This is a genomic window from Glycomyces sp. NPDC048151, assembly GCF_043202775.1.
In the GTDB taxonomy this organism is placed as follows: Bacteria; Actinomycetota; Actinomycetes; order Mycobacteriales; family Micromonosporaceae; genus Glycomyces.
Genome location: NZ_JBIDBB010000004.1, coordinates 127,983 through 150,948 on the forward strand (window position 1 = coordinate 127,983; position 22,966 = coordinate 150,948).

Genomic DNA, 22,966 nt, shown 5'->3' on the forward strand with positions numbered 1-22,966 from the left:
CAGGAGTCAACGCCGAAGGCGCTGGGGGACAAAAGGACTCAGGAGAAAGCGAACAGCGGCGGACCGCGATGCGAGATCTGGGTGCGGCTCGCCGGGACCGGACGCGGCGTCTGCGTCCGCAGTATGAAGCGGCGCGGCCGGATCACCACGAGCGCGCCCGCGCCGAGGACCCGCACCACGCGCGCGAAGAACAGCGTCAGCGCGTCGAGCAGCCTCGCGAACGCGGCGTCGCCGCGCGCCAGCCACGACGCCTGCGCCAGCGCGGCCGCGATGTGCACCAGCCACATGCTCAGGCCCGCGCCGTGCGCATGGCCCTGAGCGGCGACCGCGCCGATCTCGAAGAACTCGTGCAGCCCGTACTGCGCCGCCAGGCACAGGGGCGTGAGCGCGAGGAAGCCGCGCTGGCGTCCGCCGACGCCGTACGCGGCGGCGAAGAGCAGGAAGAGGGCAGCGGCGAACTGGAGCGGGCCGGGGGCGTTCCCGCCGCTCCACAGGTGCAGCAGGAGCGAGGCGGACGCCGAGACCGCTGCGAACACGGCGGCCCGCAGCAGTCGGAACGGAGTCTGCCTCACTTGCACGCGCGTATTGTGTCACGCCGCCCGGGAACCGCGGTACCCCCGCGTCGGCTATGCGACGCGGGGGTGTCGGGTTCAGGCCCGCTTGGGGCCGTAGGTGAGCCGCCGCAGCAGCACCTCGAACGGGCCGCGCTTCCCGGCCTTGTCCAGGGCGACCGCTATGAAGACGGTGACCAGCCAGGTCCCGAACGCGAAGCCGAACGCGCCGAGGTAGCCCAGGTCCTCGCCGAGGCCGAAGCCCCAGGCGGTGAGCAGCGGGGCCATGATGATCGACTGCAGCAGATAGCAGGTGAGCGACCGCTCGCCGACCGCGGCGAGCGCCCCGGGGACGCCCCGGCGGCCGAAGCCGCGCAGCTTGTGCGCCAGGAGCGCGAAGCCGCAGATGTACCCGATCCCGGCGTAGAGCCCGCCCAGGAGCGTCAGGTAGACCGAGGCCCGCCAGATCTCCGTCGAGGGCTCCCACGCGCCGAGGCCGATGAGCGCCACGGGAAGCGAGCTGAGCACGTTCACGGCCATGCCGGAGACGAAGACCTTCTTCAGCTGCGGCAGGTGCGCTTCGGGGTGGTCGAGCCAGCCCGCGCGCTGCAGCATCATGCCCGCGACGATCAGCGGGAAGAACGAGCCCGTCAGCACGATCGCGATCATCGAGGTCGGCGAGGCGATCGCGCCCATGACCAGCTGGCCGACGTACGGCGGCAGGCCGTCGCCGCCCGGCGGCGCCGAGGTGGTGGTGTAGAAGAACGCCATGACCGGGGTGCCGACCAGCGCGACGTAGGCGGCGGAGCCCCACAGCCACTGCTTGAGCGACTTGTCGGAGAGGTGCACGAAGAACAGCGCGATGAGGCCCATCGCCCCGTACGGGGCGAGGATGTCGCCGAAGAACAGCAGCACCGCGTGCGCGAAGCCGAACGCGATGAGCCACCACGAGCGGCGGCGCAGGACCTTGCGGACGCTCTTGGCCTCCATGCCGCGCGCGAACATCCGCGAGGCCATGACGGCGATGCCGAAGCCGTACAGGACGGCGAACATCGGGCGCGAGCGCTCGGCGACGAGCAGCTGCTCCAGGAAGTACGCGACGTGGTCGGCGGCCGACTGCCCGGTGTTGTGGTTGTACTTGTCGAGGCCCATGCCCCACAAGTGGATCGGGACGTTCGCGAGGGCGATGAACAGGAGCATGAAGCCGCGCGCGATGTCGGGTGCGAGTGAGCGCTCGGCCTTGGTGATCGGGGCGGGCGCGCCGGGCGGCCCGGACGCGGTGAGGGGGGCGGTGGCGGACACGACGGTCTCCTTCGGGTCGTGTTGGGTGCTGGTTTCCGTTTCAGTCTATGAGAAACGGCCCGTTTTCACGGTAGTGCCAACCCCCGCCCGGCACTCCCGCCTGCGGTACCGACCCTTGTCGTTCCCCGGACGGACCGGCGTCGTACCAGGGGAGGATCAGGCCCGCCTGGGACCGTACGTGAGCCGCCGCAGCAGCACCTCGAACGGGCCGCGTCTCCCGGCCTTGTCGAGCGCGACCGCGACGAGGACGGTGACGAGCCAGGTGGCGGCCGCGAAGCCGAACGCGCCGAGGTAGCCCAGGTCCTCGCCGAGGCCGAAGCCCCATTCGGTCAGGAGCGGGGCCATGATGATCGACTGCAGCAGATAGCAGGTGAGGGAGCGTTCGCCAACGGCGGCGAGCGCCCCGGGGACGCCGCGGCGGCCGAAGCCGCGCAAGCGGTGCGCCAGGAGCGCGAAGCCGCAGATGTAGCCGAGTCCGGCGTACATGCCGCCCGCGATCGTCAGGTACAGGGCCGCCGTGAACACCGCGCTCGAGGGCTCCCAGACGCCGAGTGCGGTGAGCGCCACGGGAAGCGAGCTGAGCACGTTCACGGCCATGCCGGAGACGAACGCCTTCTTCAGCTGCGGCAGATGCGCTTCGGGGTGGTCGATCCACCCCGCGCGGTGGAGCATGAGCCCCGCGATGATCAGCGGGATGAACAGGGCGACGAGGACGCTCACGACCGTGAGCACCGTCGAGACGAGCGCACCGTCGATCAGATGGTCGACGTACGGCGGCCGAGTGGACTCGGCCGGGGGCTCCCCGCCCCCTCCGGAGAGGAGCGCCATGACCGGGAGCCCGATGAGCGCCAGGTAGAGCGAGCTGCCCCACAACCACTTCCTGAGCGACTTGTCGGAGAGGTGCACGAAGAACAGGGCGACCAGTCCGGCAGCTCCGTAGGGCGCCAGGATGTCGCCCACGAACAGGAGCACCGCGTGCGCGAAGCCGAACGCGACGAGCCACCACGAGCGGCGGCGCAGGACCTTCCGGACTCCCTTGGGGTCCATGCCGCGCGCGAACATCCGCGAGGCCATGACGGCGATGCCGAAGCCGTAGAGGATCGCGAACATCGGCCGCGAGCGCTCGGCGACGACCAGCTGCTCGAAGAACAGTGCGATGTGGTCGGCACCGGACTGGCCGGTGTTGTGGGCGTAGTCGTTCGCGCCCATGCCCCACAGGTGCGCCGGGACGTTGGCGAGCGCGATGAACAGCAGCATGCCGCCTCGGGCGATGTCCGGCGCGAGCGAGCGCTCGGCCCTGCCGATGGACGGCGGCGGGCCGGCCGGCCCGGTGCGCACTGCGGGGGCGGTGGTCATGGTCGGGGGACTCCTCGGCGGGTGCGTGGACCCGGCCGTCGATCGACGGCCGGGCGTTGTCCACGCTAGTGCCGGGACCCCGCGCGGCGCCCCGGTCGCCGGGACAGACTGGTCTCGTCCGGGAGAAGGAGCCCGACACCGCGGCGTCGTACCCCGGTACTACGCGCCCCAAAAAGACGGAGGGCCCCGCCGCTTCCGCGGCAGGGCCCTCCGATGCTGTTGCGTCACTTATGCCTCCGCACTTCGTGCGGAGCCCCGGCGCTTCGCGCCGGCTACGCCTTCGTGCTGAACCTTGAGTTCACTACGGCTACGCCTTCGTGAACAAAAGCGCCGCGTTGTGGCCGCCGAAGCCGAAGGCCGTGTTGAGCGCGGCGTTCAGCTCCACCTTGCGCGCCTCGTTCGCCGCGACGTCCAGGTCCAGGGCCGGGTCCGGGTTCTCCAGGTTGATGGTCGGAGGGATGACCCCTTCGACGATCGCCAGGATCGCCGCGATCGACTCGACCGCTCCCGCCCCGCCGAGCAGGTGCCCGGTCATGGACTTGGTCGCGGTCAGCACCACGTGGTCGCCGACCTCGCGCTTGACGCCCTTGACCTCGGCCATGTCGCCGACCGGAGTGGACGTCGCATGGGCGTTGACGTGGCCGATCTCCTTCGGGTCGATGCCGGCCTGCTTGATCGCCGCCGCCATCGCCCGGCCGCCGCCCCGGCACTCCGGGTCGGGCTGGACCATGTCGAAGCCGTCGGAGGTCAGGCCGGAGCCCGCGACGACCGCGTAGATCTTCGCCCCGCGCGCCTCGGCGTGGTCGCGGCGCTCCAGGATCAGCGCGCCGCCGCCCTCGCCCATGACGAACCCGTCGCGGTCGCGGTCCCAGGGCCGGGAGGCGTGCGTCGGGTCGTCGTTGCGGGTCGACATGGCCTTCATCGAGGAGAACCCGGCCATCGGCAGGCCGCCGATGACCGCCTCGGCGCCGCCTGCGATGACCACGTCGGCGCGGCCGACGCGGATCATGTCGGCGGCCCACGAGATCGCCTCAGCAGAGGTGGCGCACGCGCTGGTGGGGGCGTGCACGCCGGCGCGGGCGTGGAACTCGAGGCCGACCACGGCCGCGGGGCCGTTGGGCATGAGCATGGGCACGGTGAACGGGGAGACCTTGCGGGCGCCGCTCTCCTCCAGGATGTCGTCCTGGGCGAGGAGCGTCAGCGCCCCGCCGATGCCGGAACCGAAGACGACGCCCAGGCGTTCCTTCTCGAGGTCGTCGTTCAGCCCCGCGTCGTCCCACGCCTGCTGGGCCGCGACGAGCGCGATCTGCTCGGAGCGGTCCAGGCGGCGCAGCCGCACCCGAGGCAGGACCTCGGACGGCTCCACCGCCAGCTCGGCGGCGATACGGCACGGGAGTTCCTGCGCCCACTCGTGTTCGAGCAGGTGCACGCCCGACCGACCGGCCACGAGTGCTTCCCAGGTCGACGCCACGTCCCCGCCGAGGGGAGTGGTCGCGCCGAGCCCGGTCACGACTACCTCAGTCACATTCAGCCCTTTTCGATGAAGGAAACGGCGTCGCCGACGGTCTTCAGGTTGGCGACCTCGTCGTCGGGGATCTTGACGCCGAACTTCTCTTCGGCGGCGACGACGACCTCGACCATGGCGAGCGAGTCGACGTCCAGGTCGTCGGTGAAGGACTTGCCGTCGGCGACATCGTCGGGGTTGACGCCCGCGACCTCTTCGAGAATGTCGGACAGGCCTTCGCGGATCTCGTCACGAGACAGAGCCATGAGTTATTTCCTCTCGATAATTACGGGCAGCGGATGACTTGCCCGGCGTAGGTGAGTCCGCCGCCGAATCCGAACAGGAGGATCGGGGCGCCGGAGGCCACCTTGCCACTTTGAACCAACTTCGACAGCGCCAGCGGCACCGATGCCGCGGACGTGTTGCCGGAGTAGACGATGTCCTCGGCGATGACGCAGTCGTCGCTGAAGTCGAGGCGCTTGGCGATGCCCTGGATGATCCGCAGGTTCGCCTGGTGCGGCACGAAGGCCGCGAGCTCGTTGACCTTGAGGCCGGCCCGCTCGGCGACCTGCTCGATGAGCGGCGCGAGCTGCGTGGTGGCCCAGCGGAACACGGTCTGGCCGGCCTGCTTGATGAACGGGACGTCCTCCTCGATGCGGATGACGTCGCTCATCGACGGCTCCGAGCCCCACAGGACCGGGCTGATCGCCTGCTCCGGGTTGTCGGTGCCCTCGATGACCACCGCGCCCGCGCCGTCGCCGAAGAGGACGCACGAGGAGCGGTCCTCCCAGTCGGTGACGGCCGAGAGGCACTCGGCGCCGATCACCAGCGCGCGCTTGGCGCTGCCGACCCGGATGGCCATGTCGGCCTGGGCCAGCGCGTACTCGAAGCCCGAGCAGGCGGTGTTGACGTCGATGGCGGCCGGGGCCTTGATGCCGAGCGCGTCGGCGACGCGGCAGGCGGTGTTGGGGCAGATGTCCTTGGCGGAGACGGTGGCGACGATGACGAAGTCGACGTCGTCCGGGGTGAACCCGCCGTTGCTCATGGCCTCGCGGGCGGCCTCGATCGCGAGGTCGGCGACCTTCTGGCCGTCGGCGGCGATGCGGCGCTCCTTGATGCCGACACGCGAGACGATCCACTCGTCGTTCGTGTCGACCATTTCGGCGAGGTCGGCGTTGGTGAGGATCTTCTCCGGCTGGTAGTGCCCGACGCTGACGACGCGCGTTCCGATGACGCTCACTCGGCTCCTTCGTTCAACTCGTGTTCGGCGTCGACGCCATAGTCCGCGGCGAGCATGAGCTCGTCGGGAGTGTTGACATTGAGCCGGTCGACGCCCTTGAGAGCCCGCTTCGCGAGCCCGGTGAGGGTACCGGCGGGCGGCAGTTCGAGGACCGCCGTGACGCCCAGTTCCTCAAGCGTACTCATGCACGCGTCCCACCGGACCGGCGACGTGACCTGGGCCACGATCTGCTGCAAGGCCTGGGCGCCGCTCGCGACGGGCCGCCCGTCCTTGTTCGACAGGAGGGTCCGCACCGGGTCCTTGACCTGGATCTCGGCGGCGACGGCCTCGAGCGCCTCCTGCGCGGGGGCCATGTGCGGGGTGTGGAACGCCCCGGCGACCTTGAGCGGGATGATGCGGGCCCTCTCGGGCGGGCCCTGGGTGAGCTTCTCGATCGCGGCGACCGGTCCGGCGGCGACGATCTGCCCGGCGCCGTTGCGGTTCGCGGGCCACGCGCCCGCGTTCTCGATCGCGGCGAGCACGTCGGCCTCGACGCCGCCGAGGACGGCGGCCATCGTGGTCGGCTCGATGCTGCAGGCGGCGGCCATCTCGCGGCCGCGCACGGCGGCGAGCTTGACGGCGTCCTCGGGGGTGAGGACCCCGGCGAGGGCGAGCGCGGTGAGCTCGCCGACCGAGTGGCCCGCGACGACCGACGCGGCCGAGACGGGGAGGTACTCGGCGGCCAGCAGCCCGGCCGCCACGAGGAGCGGCTGGGTGTTGGCGGTGTCGGTGATCTCGGCCTGGTCCGCGGTGGTGCCCAGGTGCACGAGGTCGAGCCCGATGAGCTCGGACCAGGCGCGCAGGCGGGCCTCGGCCGCGGGGTCGTATTCGATCCATGACGTCAGGAACCCGGGCTTCTGCGAGCCCTGCCCGGGAGCGAGAATGGCAAGCACATTAAGACTTTCGCATTGACAACAGGTGATACGGGAGCAGCCTGGAGACTGAAAGCCGGTCCGGTTCTTGTAGGGAATCTACAACACTCGTTGTCAACTGCGCGAACGCCGGGTGCCCGATGCGTTCTCCAGGCGGCCTATGGTCAACCCCACACGGAGGACGAAGGCCTCATGCGGTTCGGTGGGGGAGAAACCGGTCACCTCCTGGATGCGGCGGAGGCGGTACCGGACCGTGTTCGGGTGGACGTAGAGCTCGCGCGCGGTGCCCTCGAGGACCCCGCCGGAGGCGATGAACGCGTCCATGGTCTCCAGCAGCTCCCCGCCCGCGCGCCGCAGCGTCAGGTAGACGCTCTCGCGCAGGGTGCGGCGCGCCTCCTCGTCGCCCGCGATGGCCCGCTCCGGGAGGAGCTGGGTCGCGGTGACGGGCCGGGGCGCGTCGGGCCAGGCCGGGGCGGCCCGGTGCCCGGCCACGGCCGCGAGCGCGGACGTGGACGCGTCGGCGAGGCCGGTCACGGTGGGGCCCACCACGACAGGGCCGTCGCCGAACTGCCCGGTGAGCTTCTCGACGATCTCCACCGGCTCCTTGACGCCGCCGAGGAGCAGCACGAGGCGGGCGCCGTGGACGCCCGCGAGGATGTCGAGGCCGAGCCTGCGGGCGGCGCGCTGGACCGAATGGAGCACGAGCGTGGCCTCGCCGCCGGGGGTCGCGCCGCAGACGACGGTGATCGTCTGCGTCTCGGACCAGCCGAGGGCGGCGGCGCGGGAGATGAGCTCGTCGGAGTTGTCGCCGCGCAGGAGCGCGTCGACGAGCATCGCCTGGAGCCGCGCGTCCCAGGCGCCGCGCGTCTCGGCGGCGCGCGCGTACACGCGGGCGGACGCGAACGCGATCTCGCGGCTGAAGCGCAGCACCGACTCGCGCAGCTGGTCCGTCTCGCCTTCGGCGGCGAGCTGGGGCACCTGCTCCTCGACCACGTCGATGACGACCTGGATGAGGGCGACGGTGTGCTGGAGGCTGATGGCGCGGGCGAGCTCGACGGGGGCGGCCTCGAAGACCATGTCGGAGGTGCCCAGGTCCTCGCCGCCGTTGCGCAGCCATTCGAGGAACTGCCGCACCCCGGCCTGCGCGACCAGGGTGACCATGGAGCGCTGCTCGGCAGGGAGGTCGCGGAACCAGGGGAGGCGTTCGTCCATCCGGGTGAGCGACTGGGTCGTCAGCGCCGAGGAGGAGCGCTCGATGTTCTGAATGGTCGTGGCCAGATCCATGCCCTATAGCCTGCCAGACGTGGCGTACGCCGCGCATGGCCGTCTGTCGGAATAGCTCGGCCGCCACTACTGTTGCGCGGAAGAGCACCAAAGAAGCCACGACAGAGAGGCGGCCCTATGGCCACGGTTGCACTGACCAAGGACAACTTCGAGGAGACCGTCACCGGTAACGGCATCGTGCTGGTGGACTGGTGGGCCGACTGGTGCGGCCCGTGCAAGATGTTCGCGCCCACGTTCGAGGCGTCGAGCGAGAAGCACCCTGACGTCGTCTTCGGGAAGATCGACACCGAGGACCAGCCGGAGCTGTCGGGCGAGGCCGGGATCCAGTCGATCCCCACGCTCATGGCGTTCCGCGACGGCATCCTCCTCTACAGCCAGCCCGGCGCGCTGCCGCCGGCCGCGCTCGAGGAGATCATCTCGAAGGTGAAGGAACTCGACATGGACGCCGTGCGCGCCGAGATCGAGAAGGAGGAGGCCGAGGCCTAGGCCGCGGACTCCGAACGGCAGGAACGAGCAGAGCGGGGCTGAAACGCACCGCATGACGAAGGGCCGCAGGCGATCGCCTGCGGCCCTTCGTCATGCGCGTACTAGGAGTCGCCGCCCGCTTCGCCCGCCTCGGCGGCGGTCGGGTCGGTGATCTGGTACTTGGCGGCCGCCTGGGCGGCCAGCTCCGGCTTGACCTCGCCGCGGGCGGCGAGCTGCTGGAGGGCGGCCACGGCGATCGACTCGGCGTCGACGTTGAAGTGGCGGCGCAGGGCCCCGCGGGTGTCGGAGTGGCCGAAGCCGTCCGTGCCCAGCGAGGTGTAGTCGCCCGGCACCCAGCGGCTGATGAGGTCCGGGACGGCCCGCATGTAGTCGCTGACGGCGATGAACGGGCCCTCGGCGTCGGCGAGCTTCTGCGTCACGTACGGGACCTGCTTCTCGGCCTCCGGGTGGCGGAGGTTGTGGCGGTCGGCCTCGATGCCGTCGCGGCTCAGCTCGGTCCAGGAGGTGACCGACCAGACGTCGGCGGCCACGCCCCAGTCCGCTTCGAGCAGCTCGGCGGCCTTCGTCGCCCAGGACATGCCCGAACCCGAGGTCAGGAGCTGTACTCGCGGGCCCGAGCCCTGGGCGGTCTGGACCTTGTGGATGCCCTTGAGGATGCCCTCGACGTCCACGTTCTCGGGCTCGGCGGGCTGCACGATCGGCTCGTTGTACACGGTCATGTAGTAGAAGACGTGCTCGCCTTCGCCGTACATGCGGCGCAGGCCGTCCTGGACGATGTGCCCGATCTCGTAGCCGTACGCAGGGTCGTAGGAGACGACCGCCGGGTTGGTGTGCGCCAGGAGCAGCGAGTGGCCGTCCTCGTGCTGCAGGCCCTCGCCGTTGAGCGTGGTGCGCCCGGCGGTGGCGCCGATGAGGAAGCCGTTCGCGAGCTGGTCCGTGGCGGCCCAGATCGCGTCGGCGGTCCGCTGGAACCCGAACATCGAGTAGAAGATGTAGAACGGGATCATCGGCTCGCCGAGCGTGTCGCCCGAGGTGCCCACGGCGGTGAACGCGGCCATCGAGCCGGCCTCGTTGATGCCCACGTGCATGAGCTGGCCCTGCTCGGACTCCTTGTAGGAGAGGAACAGGTCCCGGTCGACCGACAGGTACTGCTGGCCGTGCGTCGACCAGATCTTCGCCGTCGGGAACATCGCGTCCATGCCGAACGTGCGCGCCTCGTCGGGGATGATCGGGACCCAGCGCTTGCCGGTCTCCTTGTCCCGCATGAGGTCCTTGAGCAGGCGCACGAGGGCCATCGTGGTGGCGGCCTTCTGCTTGCCCGAGCCGCGCTTGGTCGACTTGTAGGCCTCCTCGCCGGGCAGGCCCAGCGGGATGACCGTGTTGCGGCGCTTGGGGATCGAACCGCCGAGCGCGGCGCGGCGGGCCTGCAGGTACTCGTCCTCGGCCGAACCGGCCGCGGGCTTGACGTACGGCGGCAGGTACGGGTTCGCCTCGAGCTGCGCGTCGGTGACGGGCATCTCCAGGGCGTCGCGGAAGCCCTTGAGGTCGTCGAGCGAGAGCTTCTTCATCTGGTGGGTCGCGTTGCGGCCCTCGAAGGTCGAGCCGAGCTTGTAGCCCTTGACGGTGTGCGCGAGGATCACCGTCGGCTGGCCCTCGTGGTCCATCGCGGCCTTGTACGCGGCGTAGATCTTGCGGTCGTCGTGGCCGCCGCGGCGCAGGTTCCAGATGTCGTCGTCCGACAGGGGCTGCGCCATCGCCTTGGTGCGGGTGTCGCGGCCGAAGAAGTGCTCGCGGATGAACGCGCCCGACTCGGCCTTGAAGGTCTGGAAGTCGCCGTCGGGGGTGGTGTTCATGAGGTTCACCAGCGCGCCGTCGGCGTCGGCGGCGAGCAGCGGGTCCCACTCGCGGCCCCACATGACCTTGATGACGTTCCAGCCCGCGCCGCGGAAGTACGACTCGAGCTCCTGGACGATCTTGCCGTTGCCGCGCACCGGGCCGTCGAGGCGCTGGAGGTTGCAGTTGACGACGAAGGTGAGGTTGTCGAGCTCGGCCCCGGCGGCGAACTGCAGCGCGCCGCGCGACTCGACCTCGTCCATCTCGCCGTCGCCGAGGAACGCCCAGACCTGCTGCTTCTTGGTGTCCTTGATGCCGCGGTCGTCCATGTAGCGGTTGAACAGCGCCTGGTAGATGGCGTTGATCGGGCCCAGGCCCATCGACACGGTGGGGAACTGCCAGTAGTCCGGCATGAGGCGGGGGTGCGGGTAGGACGGCAGGCCGCCCTGCGGGCGCGAGACCTCCTGGCGGAAGCCGTCGAGGTCGTCCTCGTTCAGCCGGCCTTCCACAAAGGAGCGGGCGTACATGCCGGGGGAGGCGTGGCCCTGGAAGAAGATCTGGTCGCCGCCGCCCTCGTGGTCGCGGCCGCGGAAGAAGTGGTTGTAGCCGACCTCGTAGAGGTTCGCGGCCGACGCGTACGTCGAGATGTGCCCGCCCACGCCGATGCCGGGTCGCTGCGCGCGGTGGACCGTCATGGCGGCGTTCCAGCGTACGTACGAGCGGATGCGGTGCTCGACGGCCTCGTCGCCGGGGTAGTGCGGCTCGGCCTCCACCGGGATGGTGTTCACATAGTCGGTGCTCGTGGACGCCGGGACGCCGATCTGGCGCTTGCGGGCGTGCTCGAGCAGACGCTGCATGACGTAGCGGGCACGGGTGCGCCCGCCGCCGTCGAGGAGGCCGTCCAGGGATTCCAGCCACTCGCTGGTCTCCCCAGGGTCAGTGTCCGGTCCTTGGGTCGGCAATCCGTCACTGATGGGCGGCCGGTTCTGTTCCGTGGTCACGGGCGATCCCTCGTTCTAAGACTGCGGCTTTGCAGGGTTGCTCTTCAGGCAGCAGAGTGTCTTCGTTTTCTACCATCCTCCCTTGAATCTACCGCGAGCATCGACGACCCACCCGCCTTGATGCGACCGCGCCCACACTCCCCGCGACTGTGAAACCCGCTCACCTGCGGCGCTGTGAAAGGCGTCTCGGCAAGCGAGATCACGGCCATGTGAACGTGTCCGCACAACATCGCCCGGGCCCGTTGCGAATGCGCGCGCGGACCTCTTTTCCCGCGCGTGCGCGAGCGCTGGATATGACCCGCCTCCTATGGTGTACTTCATATGCTGTCCAGAGCAGAGCCGAAAGCCCTGGCGGCCCGAACCTATGGAGGGGAAGCAGTGAACGCTCCGAGCAGCCCGGTGGACTCATCGAGCGTGGTGCAGCGACTCGGACTCGACGGCGTCGAGTCCGTCATGGAGATCGGCTTCGACACCGACGTCGACGCCGCCCTGCGCAGCGCCGTCATCGAGGCGGTCGGGGAGCTCCTCGACGAGGACTCCGACGAGATCGTGGGCGCGGTGCTCCTGTGGTGCCGCGAAGAGGACGGCGACCTGGTCGACCTCCTCCTCGACGCCCGCGACCCGCTCGCCGACGACGGCGTCGTCTGGCTCCTCACCCCCAAGGCCGGGCGGCCCGGCCACATCGAGCCCGCCGACATCGAGGAGTCGACGACCCTCGCCGGTCTCAAGTCGACGAAGACCCTGAACGCCTCCCCGGACTGGGTCGCGTCCCGGATGGTCGTCGCCCGCCGCTGAGGCGCGGGTGTCGCGGGCCCGCTTCCGGCGGGTCCGTTGGTGCGCGGCGCGGACTGGCGCTAACGTTCAGCGCGTCAGACCGTCGAAGGCCCTCCGCGGAGGGCCGCACCGCGAGGAGCGCGCATGCCGATCGAGACCGGAACCAAGGCCCCCGCCTTCACCCTGAAGGACCAGAACAACCAGGAAGTCTCCCTGTCCGACTTCCTCGGCGAGAAGAACGTCCTGCTCGTGTTCTACCCGTTCGCGTTCACCGGCGTGTGCGAGGGCGAGCTGTGCGGCATCCGCGACAACCTCGACGCCTACCAGAGCGACGACGTGCAGGTCCTCAGCGTCTCCATCGACTCCCCGTTCGCCCACAAGGTCTGGGCGCAGCGCGAGGGCTTCGAGTTCCCGCTGCTGTCCGACTTCTGGCCGCACGGCGAGGTCGCCCAGGCCTACGGCGTCTTCAACGAGGAGAAGGGCATGGCGAACCGCGGCACGTTCGTCATCGACAAGCAGGGCGTCGTCCGCTTCTCCGAGATGAACATGCCCGGCGAGGCCCGCGACCAGGGCGCCTGGCAGAAGGCCCTGTCCGAGCTGGCCTAGGACTTCCAGGAAGGGGCCGCCGGGTTCGCCCCGGCGGCCCTTTTCGCGCGTTTCCGCCGCGGTGAGGCAACCCCGGGGCCGCCCCGCCGCGTCTGCGACAGCGAAGCCTCCCCCGATTGGAGTCCGCCGTGCCGCGAACGAAAGCCGTCCTCACCGGCTTGACCGTGCTGGCCACCGCCTCCGGATGCTCCTGGTTCGCCGGTGAGCCCGAGGTCGAGCGCCTCGACTACGAGGAGTACGAGCAGCAGCTCACCGACACGTACAACGAGAGCCAGCGGCTCTCCGACGAGCTCGACGAGGCCGAGATCCGCATCGTGCAGGCCTGCCTGGAGGCCCAGGGCTTCGAGATCCACGACCCGTACGAGCTGGGCGACACCGAGCCCGGCGAGCGGGAGTCCTTCATGGACCAGCCGCCGTACGACTGGTTCCTGCCCTCGGTAGAGGACGCCCAGCGGCGCGGCTTCTGGCAGTGGACCAGCATCGAAGGCTACGAGCACGTCGAGGACGGGGACGAGCTCGACGCCGAATGGGCGGCCTACCAGGCCGAGATCGGCTGGACGACCGTCGTGTTCGAAGGCGAGGACGAGGACGACCTCCCGGAGTTCTTCAAGCAGCCCGAGGAGGAGCAGTACGCCTGGTACGTCGCCTACGGCGGCGAGACCTGGGCCGCGGCCTCGTACTCGTACCTGACCGGAGCCGAGCCCGAAGGCGGCGGGGACGACGCCGAGGGGGAGTCGGCAGGACCGCTGCCTCCCGAGGGCTGCCAGCTGGAGATGCTCGAAGCGGTCTACGCCGACGCCATCGCCGACATGGAAGAGGGCTGGACCAAGCACGACCTGCGCCCCTCGCCGCCGAACGGCGACTGGACGACGATGACCGAGCGGTACGAGGAAGGCGTCGCCGAAGCCGAGGGCGACCTCCTCGACTGCCTCGCCGAGCGCGGCCACGAGGGCTGGGAGTTCTACGACGGCGGGCTGTTCGTCCACTCCTACCTCTCGGAGGCGGGCGACGGCGAGTACCCGCTCAACTCATACCCGGACGCCGGGACCAAGTGGCCCGACCCGCCGAGCGACGTCCCCGACGCCGACGACCCGCAGGGCTGGCTCGACTTCGAGCGCGCCATGGCCGTCGACTTCGCCGAGTGCGGCGACGAGAGCGGCTACCGCGACGCCGCCGTCGACTCCTGGCAGCAGGCGCAGCTGCACTACTACCTGGACGTCGAGGGCGCGACCTTCGCCTGGCAGGAGCAGATGCGCGAGCTCATCGCGCAGGCACAGGACGCTATCGGGGAGTGACCTCCGAAGGCTCGCCCCAAGGGCTGAGGAACACGTACCGCACCATCGGGTAGCGCCCGCGCAGCCCGGCCTCGACGTCCCGGCAGGCGCGCTCGATCGCCTCGCCGGTGGCGCTGTCGCGGAAGTCCACTTTCGCCGCGACCAGGACCGAGGTCGGGCCGAGCTGGAGGGTCAGGAGCTCCTGGACGGCCGTGATGTCCTCGCCCGCTTCGAGTTCGGTCCGCACGGCCTCGCGGAACCGCGGCGGCAGGCTCTTGCCGATGAGCAGCGAGACGTTCGCCTGGCCCAGCAGCACCGCGATCACGAGCAGCAGGACGCCGATGAGGATCGAGGCGATCCCGTCGTACACCGGGCTGCCCGTGAGCTCGGTGAGCAGCAGGCCCGTGGCGGCCAGCAGCAGGCCGATGAGCGCGGCGAGGTCCTCCAGGAACACCGCCTTCACCGTCGTGTCGGGCGTGCGCCGCAGGAACCGGAGCGGGCTGACGCCCCAGTGCCGGGACTCGCGCCGCACCTGCGAGATCGTCCGCAGGAACGAGACGCCTTCGAGCACGAACGAGATCGCCAGGACCACGTAGGAGACGAGGAAGTCGCGCTCGCCGCCGCCCTGCAGCGAGTGGAAGCCGTGCGTGATGGAGAACAGGCCGCCCGCCACGAACGTGAACGCCGCCGCGAGCGCCGCCCACAGGTAGGCCGTGCTGCCGTACCCGAACGGGTGCGCCTCGTCGGCGGGCTTCGCGCTGTTGCGCAAGGCGATGTACAGCATGACCTGCGTGACGGTGTCGGCCGCCGAGTGCGCGGCCTCCGAGACCATCGCGGCCGAGCCGCCCAGGACCCCGGCGACGAGCTTCGCCAGCGCGATGCAGAGGTTCATCAGCGCGGCGACGATCACGGTCAGGACGCTCTCCGAGTTGACTTCCGCCGCTTGATCGCTCACGGCTCCGAGCCTATGCGAGGGCGGCGGCGGGCGGCGGGCACTTCGGGCGCAAGCGGATGGGCCGGGCGCATCGCGCCCGGCCCGTCAGGTTCGGTCTAGCTCTCGGCGTTCTCGTCGAGATAGCCCCACTCGCCGACGTTGTAGAACACGCGCATGGTGGTGGCCCAGTTGTCGCGGACGTTCACGACGTCCTTGTTGACCATGACCAGCTGCGGGGTCCACGCGAGCGGCAGCTGCACCGAGTTGTCGATGGAGATCTGCGCGGCCCGGTTGTTCAGCTCGGCGGCCTTGTCGCGGTCGAGGGTGGTGGCGAGCTCGGCGACGATCGCGTCGACCTCGTCGTTCTGGAACCCGGTGTGGTTTCCCTCGCCCCAGTAGTCGGCGGCGGAGGACGCGAACAGCGGGGTCTCGATCCAGGAGAACAGGATCAGGTCCCAGTCGCGGGCTTCGAGCACCGAGTTGAGCTCGCCGCCGGGGATCGGGTCGGTGGTGAGGTCGATGCCGAGCTCGCCGAGGTAGGTGATGACGAGGTCCTGGATGATCGGCTGGAACGCCTCGCCCTCGATGCCGGTGCGGAAGCGCAGCGAGACAGGTTCGCCCTCGGGGGTGAGGAGCGCGTCGCCGTCCCAGGTGTACCCGGCCTCTTCGAGGATCTGGCGGGCCGCGTCCTGGTCGCCCGAGCCGAGCCCGGAGTCGCCGATCTGGTCGGTGTGGTACTCCGAGCCGGGACGGAAGAGCACGCTGGTCATGGTCTCGGTGTCGGCGAAGGCGGTGCCGTAGGCGCGGGCGTTGATCTCGTCGGCGTCGATCGCGGTGAAGATCGCGCGGCGCAGCGGCTCGTCGGCGAGGAACGGGTTGTCGAAGTTCGCGTCGATGTGGGACCACCCGGACTGGGGCGCGACGCTGTACTTGAGCTCGGGGTCGTCGGCGATCTGGTCGAGGATCTCGGGGTCGAAGCTGGAGGGCGCGGCGCCGTCGATGGTGCCCTGCCGCAGCTCGGTGGCCATGGCGTCGGCGCCTTCGATGTACCTGAGCGTCAAGGAGTCCAGGGTCGACTGCTGCGAGCCGGTCCACTCGGGGTTCGGCACGTACTTCGCGTACTCGCCGAGCACGCCTTCGGTCATCCTGAAGGGACCGGCGCTGTAGTCGAGCGGCGGGTTCTCGGAGAAGTCGGCGACGGAGGCGGCCATGACGGCCGGGTCGGTGCGCCAGTCGGCGTGGCCGCGCGCCTCGGCGATGTGCGCGGGGTGGGTGATGACCTGGGCGGCGTACCACTCGGCGTCGAGGTAGCCGTCCTCGTAGGTGACGACGATCGTGTCGTCCTCGCCCTGTTCGATCGAGGCGACGTGCGAGCCGTACTCGGTGGCGGGGGTGCACCCGGCGCACTGGGCCTCGTCGGTGGACGTGGCCTTCCAGTGCCAGAGGAAGTCGTCGAGGCCGATCGGGGTGCCTTCGCCCCAGGTGGCCTCGGGCTTGAGGTGGTAGGCCACGGTCATCGGCGCTTCGGCGAGGAGTTCCGGTGCGGCCGAGTAGATCCCGTCGTTGTAGTGGATCTCGCCCGCCTGGTCGTAGACGAACACCGTGGGGCGCAGGGGCTGGTTGATGATCGAGGTGGAGAGGCTGGAGCCGTAGATGTCGGCCTGGCCCCAGGCCTCCCATTTGCCGCCCACGGCCCAGACGAGGTCGCCGCCTTCGGCGCGGGGCCCGGAGTTGCAGGTGACGGGGTCGGTCAGGCAGTCCTCGAAGCCGACTCCGGTGGAGGCGGCGTCGTCGTCGCCGCACGCGCTGAGGGTCAGTGCGAGGGCGGCTGCTGCGGTGGCGGCGAGGGCTCTGGTTCGCAGGCCCCGGCGTGGTTCGATCTCGGGCATAGCTGGCTCTTTCGCGGTTTTCGGGGGGAAAGACTCACAGGCGTGCATCACACCATAATGCCGTCTGAAATGGAAGTCTAGTAAAACGATAGGAATGCTAGCTTATTCGCCCGGCAAGCGGCAACATCGTCGAGTCATCCCATGTCCATCGCGTCGAAATCGTTATCAGACGCATCTATCCAACCCTTTATCTATGGGTTAGATTTTGCCTTGTCTTAACTCGCGTCGGCGGCCCGCCGACGTCCGAACCCCCGACCGCAAGGAGGCGGAAGACATGGTGGACAAGGCTTATTGGCGCAGAGGCGCAGGGCTGGCCGCGACGGTGCTGATCGGTGCGACGGCCCTCGCCGCCTGCGGCGGCGGCGAAGCCGAGGACGACGGCACCCTCTCGATGGTGGTGTGGGGCGGCGACCTCGACAAGGAGACCTACCAGGCCCGCATCGACCTCTTCGAGGCCGCGAACCCCGACACCAAGATCGAACTGCAGCTGATCCCCTCGGACCAGTACGCCCAGAAGGTCCAGACGATGATCGCGGGCGGCGACGGCCCCGACATCATGCAGGTCGCCGAGAACGTCAACTCCTACTCCTCCAAGAGCCAGCTGCTCCCGCTCGACGAGTACATCGAGTCCGCGGGCCTGAACATGGAAGAGCGCTTCGGCCCCGTCGGCTCGCTCTACACCTATGAGGACCAGACCTACGCGATCCCGGACCGCTCCGGCGCGATGATCCTGTACTACAACAAGGACCTCTTCGACGCCGCGGGCGTCGAGTACCCGACGGCCGCGTGGACCCAGGACGACGCCCAGGCCGCCATGGAGAAGCTGACCATCCCCGGCGAGCAGTGGGGCTTCTCCGGCGCGGGCTGGTGGGCCCAGTGGTGGAGCTTCGCCTACCAGAACGGCGGCCAGATCATCGACGACAGCGGTCAGCCGACCGTCAACTCGCCCGAGGTCGTCGACGCGCTCCAGTGGGCCAACGACCTCCAGTACAAGTACCACTACGCCCCCACCGCGGCCGAGTACGCCGACATGGGCCCGGACATGGGCGGCGACCCCGCCTTCGCCGCGGGCACCGTCGCCATGAACGCCACCGGCTTCTGGGGCATCGGCGGACTCCTGGAGTCCGACATCAACTGGGGCATCGCGCCGCTGTGGGGCGGCCAGGAGCAGGCGGTCTCCGCCTTCGGTTCCGGCCTGTCCATCACCCGTGACTCGGACAACCCCGAGAAGGCCTTCGAGGCGATCGACTTCCTCACCGACACCGAGGCCCAGACCGTCATCATCGACAAGGCCCAGGACGTGCCCGCCAACATCCAGGTGCAGCAGTCCGACGCGTTCCTCACGCCCGCATGGGCTCCCGAGGGCCTGAACATGGCCGCGTTCGGCGAGTCCTCCGAGTTCATCTTCCGCGCCCCCTTCATCCCGGAGTGGCAGGAGATGCAGGCGACCTTCGACGACAACCTCGGCACCTTCTGGAACGAAGGCGGCGACGCGAAGACCGAACTGGACAAGATCCAGACCCAGCTCGAATCGGTCATCGAGTAGTAGGACGCTCCGATGTCGAACGTCGTCGCAGTCGACGAAGCCCCCGGCGCCGCGCGCGAGTCGCGCGGCGCCGGGAGGCGTCGCCCCAAGATGTCCTCACGGCGCAAGAAGGAGGCCTTCTACTTCTGGCTCTTCATCTCGCCGTGGCTGATCGGGTTCGTCGGGTTCCTCCTCGGCCCCATGATCGCCTCCGTCTACATCTCGCTGACGGAGTGGGACTCGTTCACGCCGCCCGAATGGGTCGGCCTGGAGAACTACGCCAAGGCCCTCACCGAGGACCCGATCTTCTGGAAGGCCCTCGGGAACACCTTCTACTACGCCCTGATCTCCGTGCCGCTCGGCCTGGTCATCGGCGTGTGGCTGGCCAACCTGCTTAACAAGCGCGTCAAGGGCCGCAAGCTCTTCCGCACCTTCATCTACCTGCCCACCCTGGTCCCGCTCGTCGCGACCGCGATGGTCTTCAAGATGGTGCTCGCGCCCTCGGGCCCGCTGAACAACTTCCTCGGCTGGTTCGGCATCGACGGACCCTCGTGGCTCCTGGACGCCACCTGGGTCAAGCCCGCGATCATCGTCCTCTCGGCGTGGGGCGCGGGCGGCGCCACGGTGCTGCTGCTCTCGGCGATGAACGGCATCCCGCGCGAGCTCTACGAAGCCGCCGAGATCGACGGCGCCAGCCCCTGGCGGCAGTTCTGGTCCGTCACGTTCCCGCAGATCACCCCGGTGATCTTCTTCAACCTCATCATGGGCCTCGTCGGATCGTTCCAGATCTTCGGGCAGGTCTACATCCTCACCGGCGGAGGCCCTGACAACGCCAGCGAGATGATCGTGCCGATGCTGTTCAGCGAGGCGTTCGAGTTCTACCACTTCGGCTACGCGTCGGCGATCGCCTGGCTGCTCTTCGTCGTCATCATGGCGTTCACCCTGCTCGCCTTCCGCACCGCCGGCAAGTGGGTCTTCTACGAGACGGAGGTGAAGTGATGGCAGCCCTCGTGCCGACCACCACGTCCCCGAACGGCCGCAAGAAGGACACGGGCGACCACGCCCAGAAGAGGCTCTCGGTCTTCAAGGCCTCGCCCGCGGCCTACGCGGTCCTCATCGTCGTCTCCGCGATCTTCTTCGTGCCGTTCGTCCTCATGATCTCGATCGCGCTGGCGAGCGACCAGACGAGCGCGCAGAACGCGTTCACCGTGATCCCGACCGAGTTCCGGTGGCAGAACTTCACCGAGGTGTTCACCGCGACCGGGCTTCCCGTGGGGCGCTTCGTCACCAACTCGGTGTTCATCGCGACCATGTCGGCCGTCGGCCAGGTCATCTCGTCCTCGCTCGTCGGCTACGCCTTCGCGCGGTTGCGCGCGCCCGGCAAGAACGTCATGTTCATCGTCGTGCTCGCCACCATGATGATCCCCGCGCAGATCACGATGATCCCGCAGTTCCTGCTGTTCAAGGAGCTCGGCTGGGTCAACACCTACCTGCCCTTGATCATCCCGAACTTCTTCACCAACGCGTTCAACGTGTTCCTGGTGCGGCAGTTCGTCTCCCGCATCTCCAACGAGCTCGACGAAGCGGCCCAAGTGGACGGCCTCGGCTACTTCGGGGTCTACCGCCGGATCATCCTGCCGATGATGTGGCCGATCCTCACCGCGATCGCGATCTTCACGCTCACGCACGCGTGGGGCGACTTCATGGGCCCGCTCATCTACCTCAACGCCGAAGAGCAGATGCCGCTCGCGCTGGGCCTGCAGTACATGACGAGCACGAGCAACGCGATGCAGCTGCCGCCGTGGAACCTCGTCATGGTCGGGTCGATCCTGTTGACCCTGCCGATGATCGTCATCTACTACCTCGGCCAGAAGTACCTGTACGAAATGAACCTCCAAGGTGGAAGTGCTGGTGTGAAGTGACTGATCCGTCCACCGCGACCGTCCGGCTCGGACGCTCTGGGCTCGTCCTCGACGACCGCGAGGAGACGCTCCTGTGCGCGTCGCTGTTCTACTTCCGGCTTCCCCGCGAAGTCTGGGAGTCGCGGCTCGCCCAGGTGCGCGCCACCGGCTACCGCGCGATCGACGTCTACCTGCCGTGGAACTTCCACGAGACCGCCCCCGGCGTGTGGGACTTCGAGGGCCGCCGCGACGTCGGCGCGTTCCTCGACCTCGCCCACGAGGCGGGCCTGGCCGTCATCGCCCGGCCCGGCCCGTACATCTGCTCCGAATGGGACGGCGGCGCGCTGCCCGCATGGCTCGCGCTCGAAGACGGACTCCAACTGCGCCAAGCGGAACCGAAGTTCCTGGAGCAGGTCGGGCGCTGGTTCGACCAGGCCCTGCCGCTCCTGGCCTCCCGCCAGTGGGGCCGCGGCGGCAGCGTCGTGGCCGTGCAGCTGGAGAACGAGCTCGACTTCTTCGACACGCACGACCGCCACGCCTACCTCACCGCGCTGCGCGACATGGCGATCGGCCACGGCATCGACGTGCCGCTCATCGCCTGCGCGGGCCAGGGCGACCTGATCGGCGCCACCGGCGGCGTCGAGGGCATCGCCCCGGCGTTCAACTTCTACCCCGACGACCGCTCGCCGTTCATCGAGGCCGAAGTGCGCCGCTACGCCGACCTGGTGGGCGCCAAGGGGCTCCCGCTGCTCGTCACCGAGACCAACCGCATGCACACCACCCTGCGGCGGCTCCTGGCCAGCGGCGCGACCCTCGTCGCCCCCTACCTCCAGGCCTCCGGCTACGACTTCGGGTACACGCCCTCCACCGGCAACTGGGGCGACCCCGGCGGGTTCATGACCCACGACTACGACTTCGGCGGGTTCCTGTCCCCGGTGGGCGAGTCCCGGTCCGAGACGGCCGAGGCCCGCGTCCTCGCGGCCCTCGCCCGCACCCTGGGCCCGGCGCTCGCCCGCGCGACGACGACTGCCGCCGAAGGCATCAGCGTCGACGTCCCCACCAGCGACTCACCGTCGCTGCTCGTCCTCGACGGCGGCGGCACGCTCACCGGCGTCCCGAACCTCGGCGACACCGTCGGCAAGGCCGTCTTCGCTCACGAGGGCGGCGAGATCGCGGCCGAACTCGCGCCGTTCTCGTGCGCGCTGGTCCTGCGCGACCTGCCGCTCGCGGGCTTCGGCCTGCCCGGCACGCTGCGGTTCGCCTCGGCGGACCTCGTGGCCGCCGGGCCCGAGGGCCTCGAATTCGCCTCCCGCACCGCGAGCACGATCGTGCTCGAAGGCGCGGAGCCTGTCGTCGTCGACGCACCGGTCCGCGGCGGATCGATCGTCACCGAGATCATCTCGGGCGCCGACCGCTGGACCGTCGTGGTCCACCACCCCGAGGACGTTCCCGCCCCGGACGGCACCGCGGGCGTCATCCACCCGGCACTGCCCGAACCCGAGGGCCTGACCGTCGCGACCCGCCTCGACCTTGAGACCCGCACCGGCGAGACCGAGGCGTACGAGCTGCCGCCGGTGTCCGAATCGGTCGGCGTCTACCGGGGCCGCACCCACTACGCGGCTTCGGTCGTGGGACTGGGCGAACTGCTCATCGAAGGCGCGGGCGACATCGTCGACCTCGCCCTCGACGGCACCGCGCTCCCGACCTTCGCGAAGTTCGGTGCGACCGTTCGAATTCCGGTAGACGGCGCGTCGCGCCTCGACGCCACCGTGGAGACCTGGGGCCACGCGAACTTCGACGATTCGCGCCTGCCCGGCCTCGCGATCGGGGCCCTGCGCGGCCTCGGCCGCGTCTGGGCGGTCGCGTCGAGCGAGGACATCGCTTCACTGTGGACCGTCGACGGCGGCGAGCAGTGGGCGGGCGACCCCGCCCCCGTGCGGACCCTCGCGGGCTGGAGCAGCACCCGGATCGGACGCCCGGTCACGTACCGGCGCAACCTGCCCGTGGACGGCACCAGCGACTACGTGCTGCACCTCGACGGGCTCCAGACCCCGTGCGAGATCACCGTGGACGGCGAATCGAGCATCGTGAGCCCCGACAATCCCTGGGTGCACTTCGGCCCCGGCGAGGGCCGCGAGATCGCGATCACCATGCCGCACTGGCCGGTCGACGGCGGCGGGGCGACCCTGCTGCGCCTGGAGGCCGTGCGAGACTGGCAGGTCGAGGCGCAGCCCGACCACGCCCTGCTCGCGCTGTCCGAGAAGGACGGCGCCGGGACCGAGGTCGTGCTCCCGCTCGAACTCGCTGCGGGAGAGGAAGCCTGGCTCGACGTGCCCGTCCCGTCCGGCGGCCTGTCGCTGCGGTTCGAGGGCGAGCAGGTCCGCGTCAGCGCGTTCGCGCGCGGCGAGTTGCTCGGGCGCGTGTGGCTCGACGACGCGGCCCGGCCGAAGTTCACCGGCGGGGACCCCGGTCGACTGTGGATTCCGGGATCATGGAACACCGGCGCGGTGCGCCTGCTGGTCCACGGCACCGCCGGCGGCGACAGGCCGCGCCTCGCGCGCGTCACCGCCGCCGTCTCGCCGGAATGACCCCAGG

The 22,966-nt window shown here is 69.7% G+C and carries 18 protein-coding genes and 1 pseudogene; 8 read left to right on the top strand and 11 right to left on the bottom strand.

Going from position 1 to position 22,966, the window contains the following annotated elements; genetic code table 11:
• Positions 1–38: 38 nt before the first annotated feature.
• The 8 genes and pseudogenes from ACGGCP_RS10370 to ACGGCP_RS10405 all read right to left on the bottom strand — a co-directional run bounded on the left by ACGGCP_RS10370 (position 39) and on the right by ACGGCP_RS10405 (position 8,148).
• On the bottom strand, positions 39–578 hold the full coding sequence (locus ACGGCP_RS10370) for a hypothetical protein (RefSeq protein ID WP_392963915.1): 540 nt from the start codon (positions 576–578) through the stop codon (positions 39–41).
• 72 nt (positions 579–650) lie between these two features.
• The gene (locus ACGGCP_RS10375; protein ID WP_392963917.1) at positions 651–1,853 is read right to left on the bottom strand and encodes a DUF418 domain-containing protein; all 1,203 of its coding nucleotides are present in this window, start codon (positions 1,851–1,853) and stop codon (positions 651–653) included.
• Positions 1,854–2,009: 156 nt separating this feature from the next.
• Positions 2,010–3,209 (bottom strand): DUF418 domain-containing protein, encoded by a 1,200-nt coding sequence (locus tag ACGGCP_RS10380; RefSeq protein WP_392963920.1) that lies wholly within the window; start codon positions 3,207–3,209, stop codon positions 2,010–2,012.
• Positions 3,210–3,516: 307 nt separating this feature from the next.
• Positions 3,517–4,740, bottom strand: a complete 1,224-nt coding sequence (fabF, locus tag ACGGCP_RS10385; RefSeq protein ID WP_392965069.1) for a beta-ketoacyl-ACP synthase II — start codon at positions 4,738–4,740, stop codon at positions 3,517–3,519.
• Positions 4,737–4,973, bottom strand: a complete 237-nt coding sequence (locus ACGGCP_RS10390; protein WP_363528385.1) for an acyl carrier protein — start codon at positions 4,971–4,973, stop codon at positions 4,737–4,739. Before ACGGCP_RS10390 ends, fabF begins: the two co-directional genes overlap by 4 nt.
• 26 nt (positions 4,974–4,999) lie before the next feature.
• The gene (locus tag ACGGCP_RS10395; RefSeq protein WP_392963922.1) at positions 5,000–5,953 is read right to left on the bottom strand and encodes a beta-ketoacyl-ACP synthase III; all 954 of its coding nucleotides are present in this window, start codon (positions 5,951–5,953) and stop codon (positions 5,000–5,002) included.
• A 41-nt stretch (positions 5,954–5,994) separates the two neighbouring features.
• Positions 5,995–6,885, bottom strand: a pseudogene (locus tag ACGGCP_RS10400) (ACP S-malonyltransferase); the annotation flags it as partial.
• Between the two features lie 93 nt (positions 6,886–6,978).
• Positions 6,979–8,148: a PucR family transcriptional regulator gene (locus ACGGCP_RS10405; protein WP_392963925.1), complete on the bottom strand. Its 1,170-nt coding sequence runs from the start codon at positions 8,146–8,148 to the stop codon at positions 6,979–6,981.
• A 117-nt stretch (positions 8,149–8,265) separates the two neighbouring features.
• Between ACGGCP_RS10405 and trxA the strand changes: the two genes are divergently transcribed.
• Positions 8,266–8,634, top strand: a complete 369-nt coding sequence (gene trxA / locus ACGGCP_RS10410) for a thioredoxin (RefSeq protein ID WP_392963928.1) — start codon at positions 8,266–8,268, stop codon at positions 8,632–8,634.
• Positions 8,635–8,735: 101 nt separating this feature from the next.
• Here trxA and aceE read toward each other — a convergent pair whose 3' ends face one another.
• Complete coding sequence (gene aceE / locus ACGGCP_RS10415) at positions 8,736–11,468, bottom strand: pyruvate dehydrogenase (acetyl-transferring), homodimeric type (RefSeq protein ID WP_392963930.1); 2,733 nt, start codon at positions 11,466–11,468, stop codon at positions 8,736–8,738.
• A 378-nt stretch (positions 11,469–11,846) separates the two neighbouring features.
• On the opposite strand from aceE, the gene ACGGCP_RS10420 reads away from it, so the two are divergent.
• The 3 genes from ACGGCP_RS10420 (at position 11,847) to ACGGCP_RS10430 (ending at position 14,143) form a co-directional block, all read left to right on the top strand.
• Complete coding sequence (locus tag ACGGCP_RS10420; RefSeq protein WP_270124607.1) at positions 11,847–12,263, top strand: DUF3052 domain-containing protein; 417 nt, start codon at positions 11,847–11,849, stop codon at positions 12,261–12,263.
• Between the two features lie 123 nt (positions 12,264–12,386).
• A complete protein-coding gene (locus ACGGCP_RS10425) occupies positions 12,387–12,848 on the top strand; it encodes a peroxiredoxin (protein WP_392963934.1) in 462 nt (153 codons plus the stop codon).
• Between the two features lie 128 nt (positions 12,849–12,976).
• On the top strand, positions 12,977–14,143 hold the full coding sequence (locus ACGGCP_RS10430) for a hypothetical protein (RefSeq protein WP_392963937.1): 1,167 nt from the start codon (positions 12,977–12,979) through the stop codon (positions 14,141–14,143).
• On the opposite strand, the gene ACGGCP_RS10435 is transcribed toward ACGGCP_RS10430, so the two are convergent.
• Complete coding sequence (locus ACGGCP_RS10435; RefSeq protein WP_392963940.1) at positions 14,130–15,077, bottom strand: cation diffusion facilitator family transporter; 948 nt, start codon at positions 15,075–15,077, stop codon at positions 14,130–14,132. The two genes, ACGGCP_RS10430 and ACGGCP_RS10435, sit on opposite strands and share 14 nt — an antisense overlap.
• A 95-nt stretch (positions 15,078–15,172) precedes the next feature.
• Positions 15,173–16,945, bottom strand: coding sequence for an ABC transporter substrate-binding protein (locus ACGGCP_RS10440; protein WP_392963942.1), 1,773 nt, complete (start codon positions 16,943–16,945; stop codon positions 15,173–15,175).
• A 274-nt stretch (positions 16,946–17,219) separates the two neighbouring features.
• On the opposite strand from ACGGCP_RS10440, the gene ACGGCP_RS10445 reads away from it, so the two are divergent.
• The 4 genes from ACGGCP_RS10445 (at position 17,220) to ACGGCP_RS10460 (ending at position 22,959) form a co-directional block, all read left to right on the top strand.
• Positions 17,220–18,491, top strand: a complete 1,272-nt coding sequence (locus tag ACGGCP_RS10445) for an ABC transporter substrate-binding protein (RefSeq protein ID WP_392963945.1) — start codon at positions 17,220–17,222, stop codon at positions 18,489–18,491.
• A 90-nt stretch (positions 18,492–18,581) separates the two neighbouring features.
• Entirely contained in the window at positions 18,582–19,469 is an 888-nt protein-coding gene (locus tag ACGGCP_RS10450) for a carbohydrate ABC transporter permease (RefSeq protein WP_392965073.1), read from the top strand.
• Entirely contained in the window at positions 19,469–20,392 is a 924-nt protein-coding gene (locus tag ACGGCP_RS10455; protein WP_392963948.1) for a carbohydrate ABC transporter permease, read from the top strand. The genes ACGGCP_RS10450 and ACGGCP_RS10455 overlap by 1 nt, the downstream gene beginning before the upstream one ends.
• Positions 20,389–22,959: a beta-galactosidase gene (locus ACGGCP_RS10460; protein ID WP_392963950.1), complete on the top strand. Its 2,571-nt coding sequence runs from the start codon at positions 20,389–20,391 to the stop codon at positions 22,957–22,959. The genes ACGGCP_RS10455 and ACGGCP_RS10460 overlap by 4 nt, the downstream gene beginning before the upstream one ends.
• The last annotated feature ends 7 nt before the right edge of the window (positions 22,960–22,966 follow it).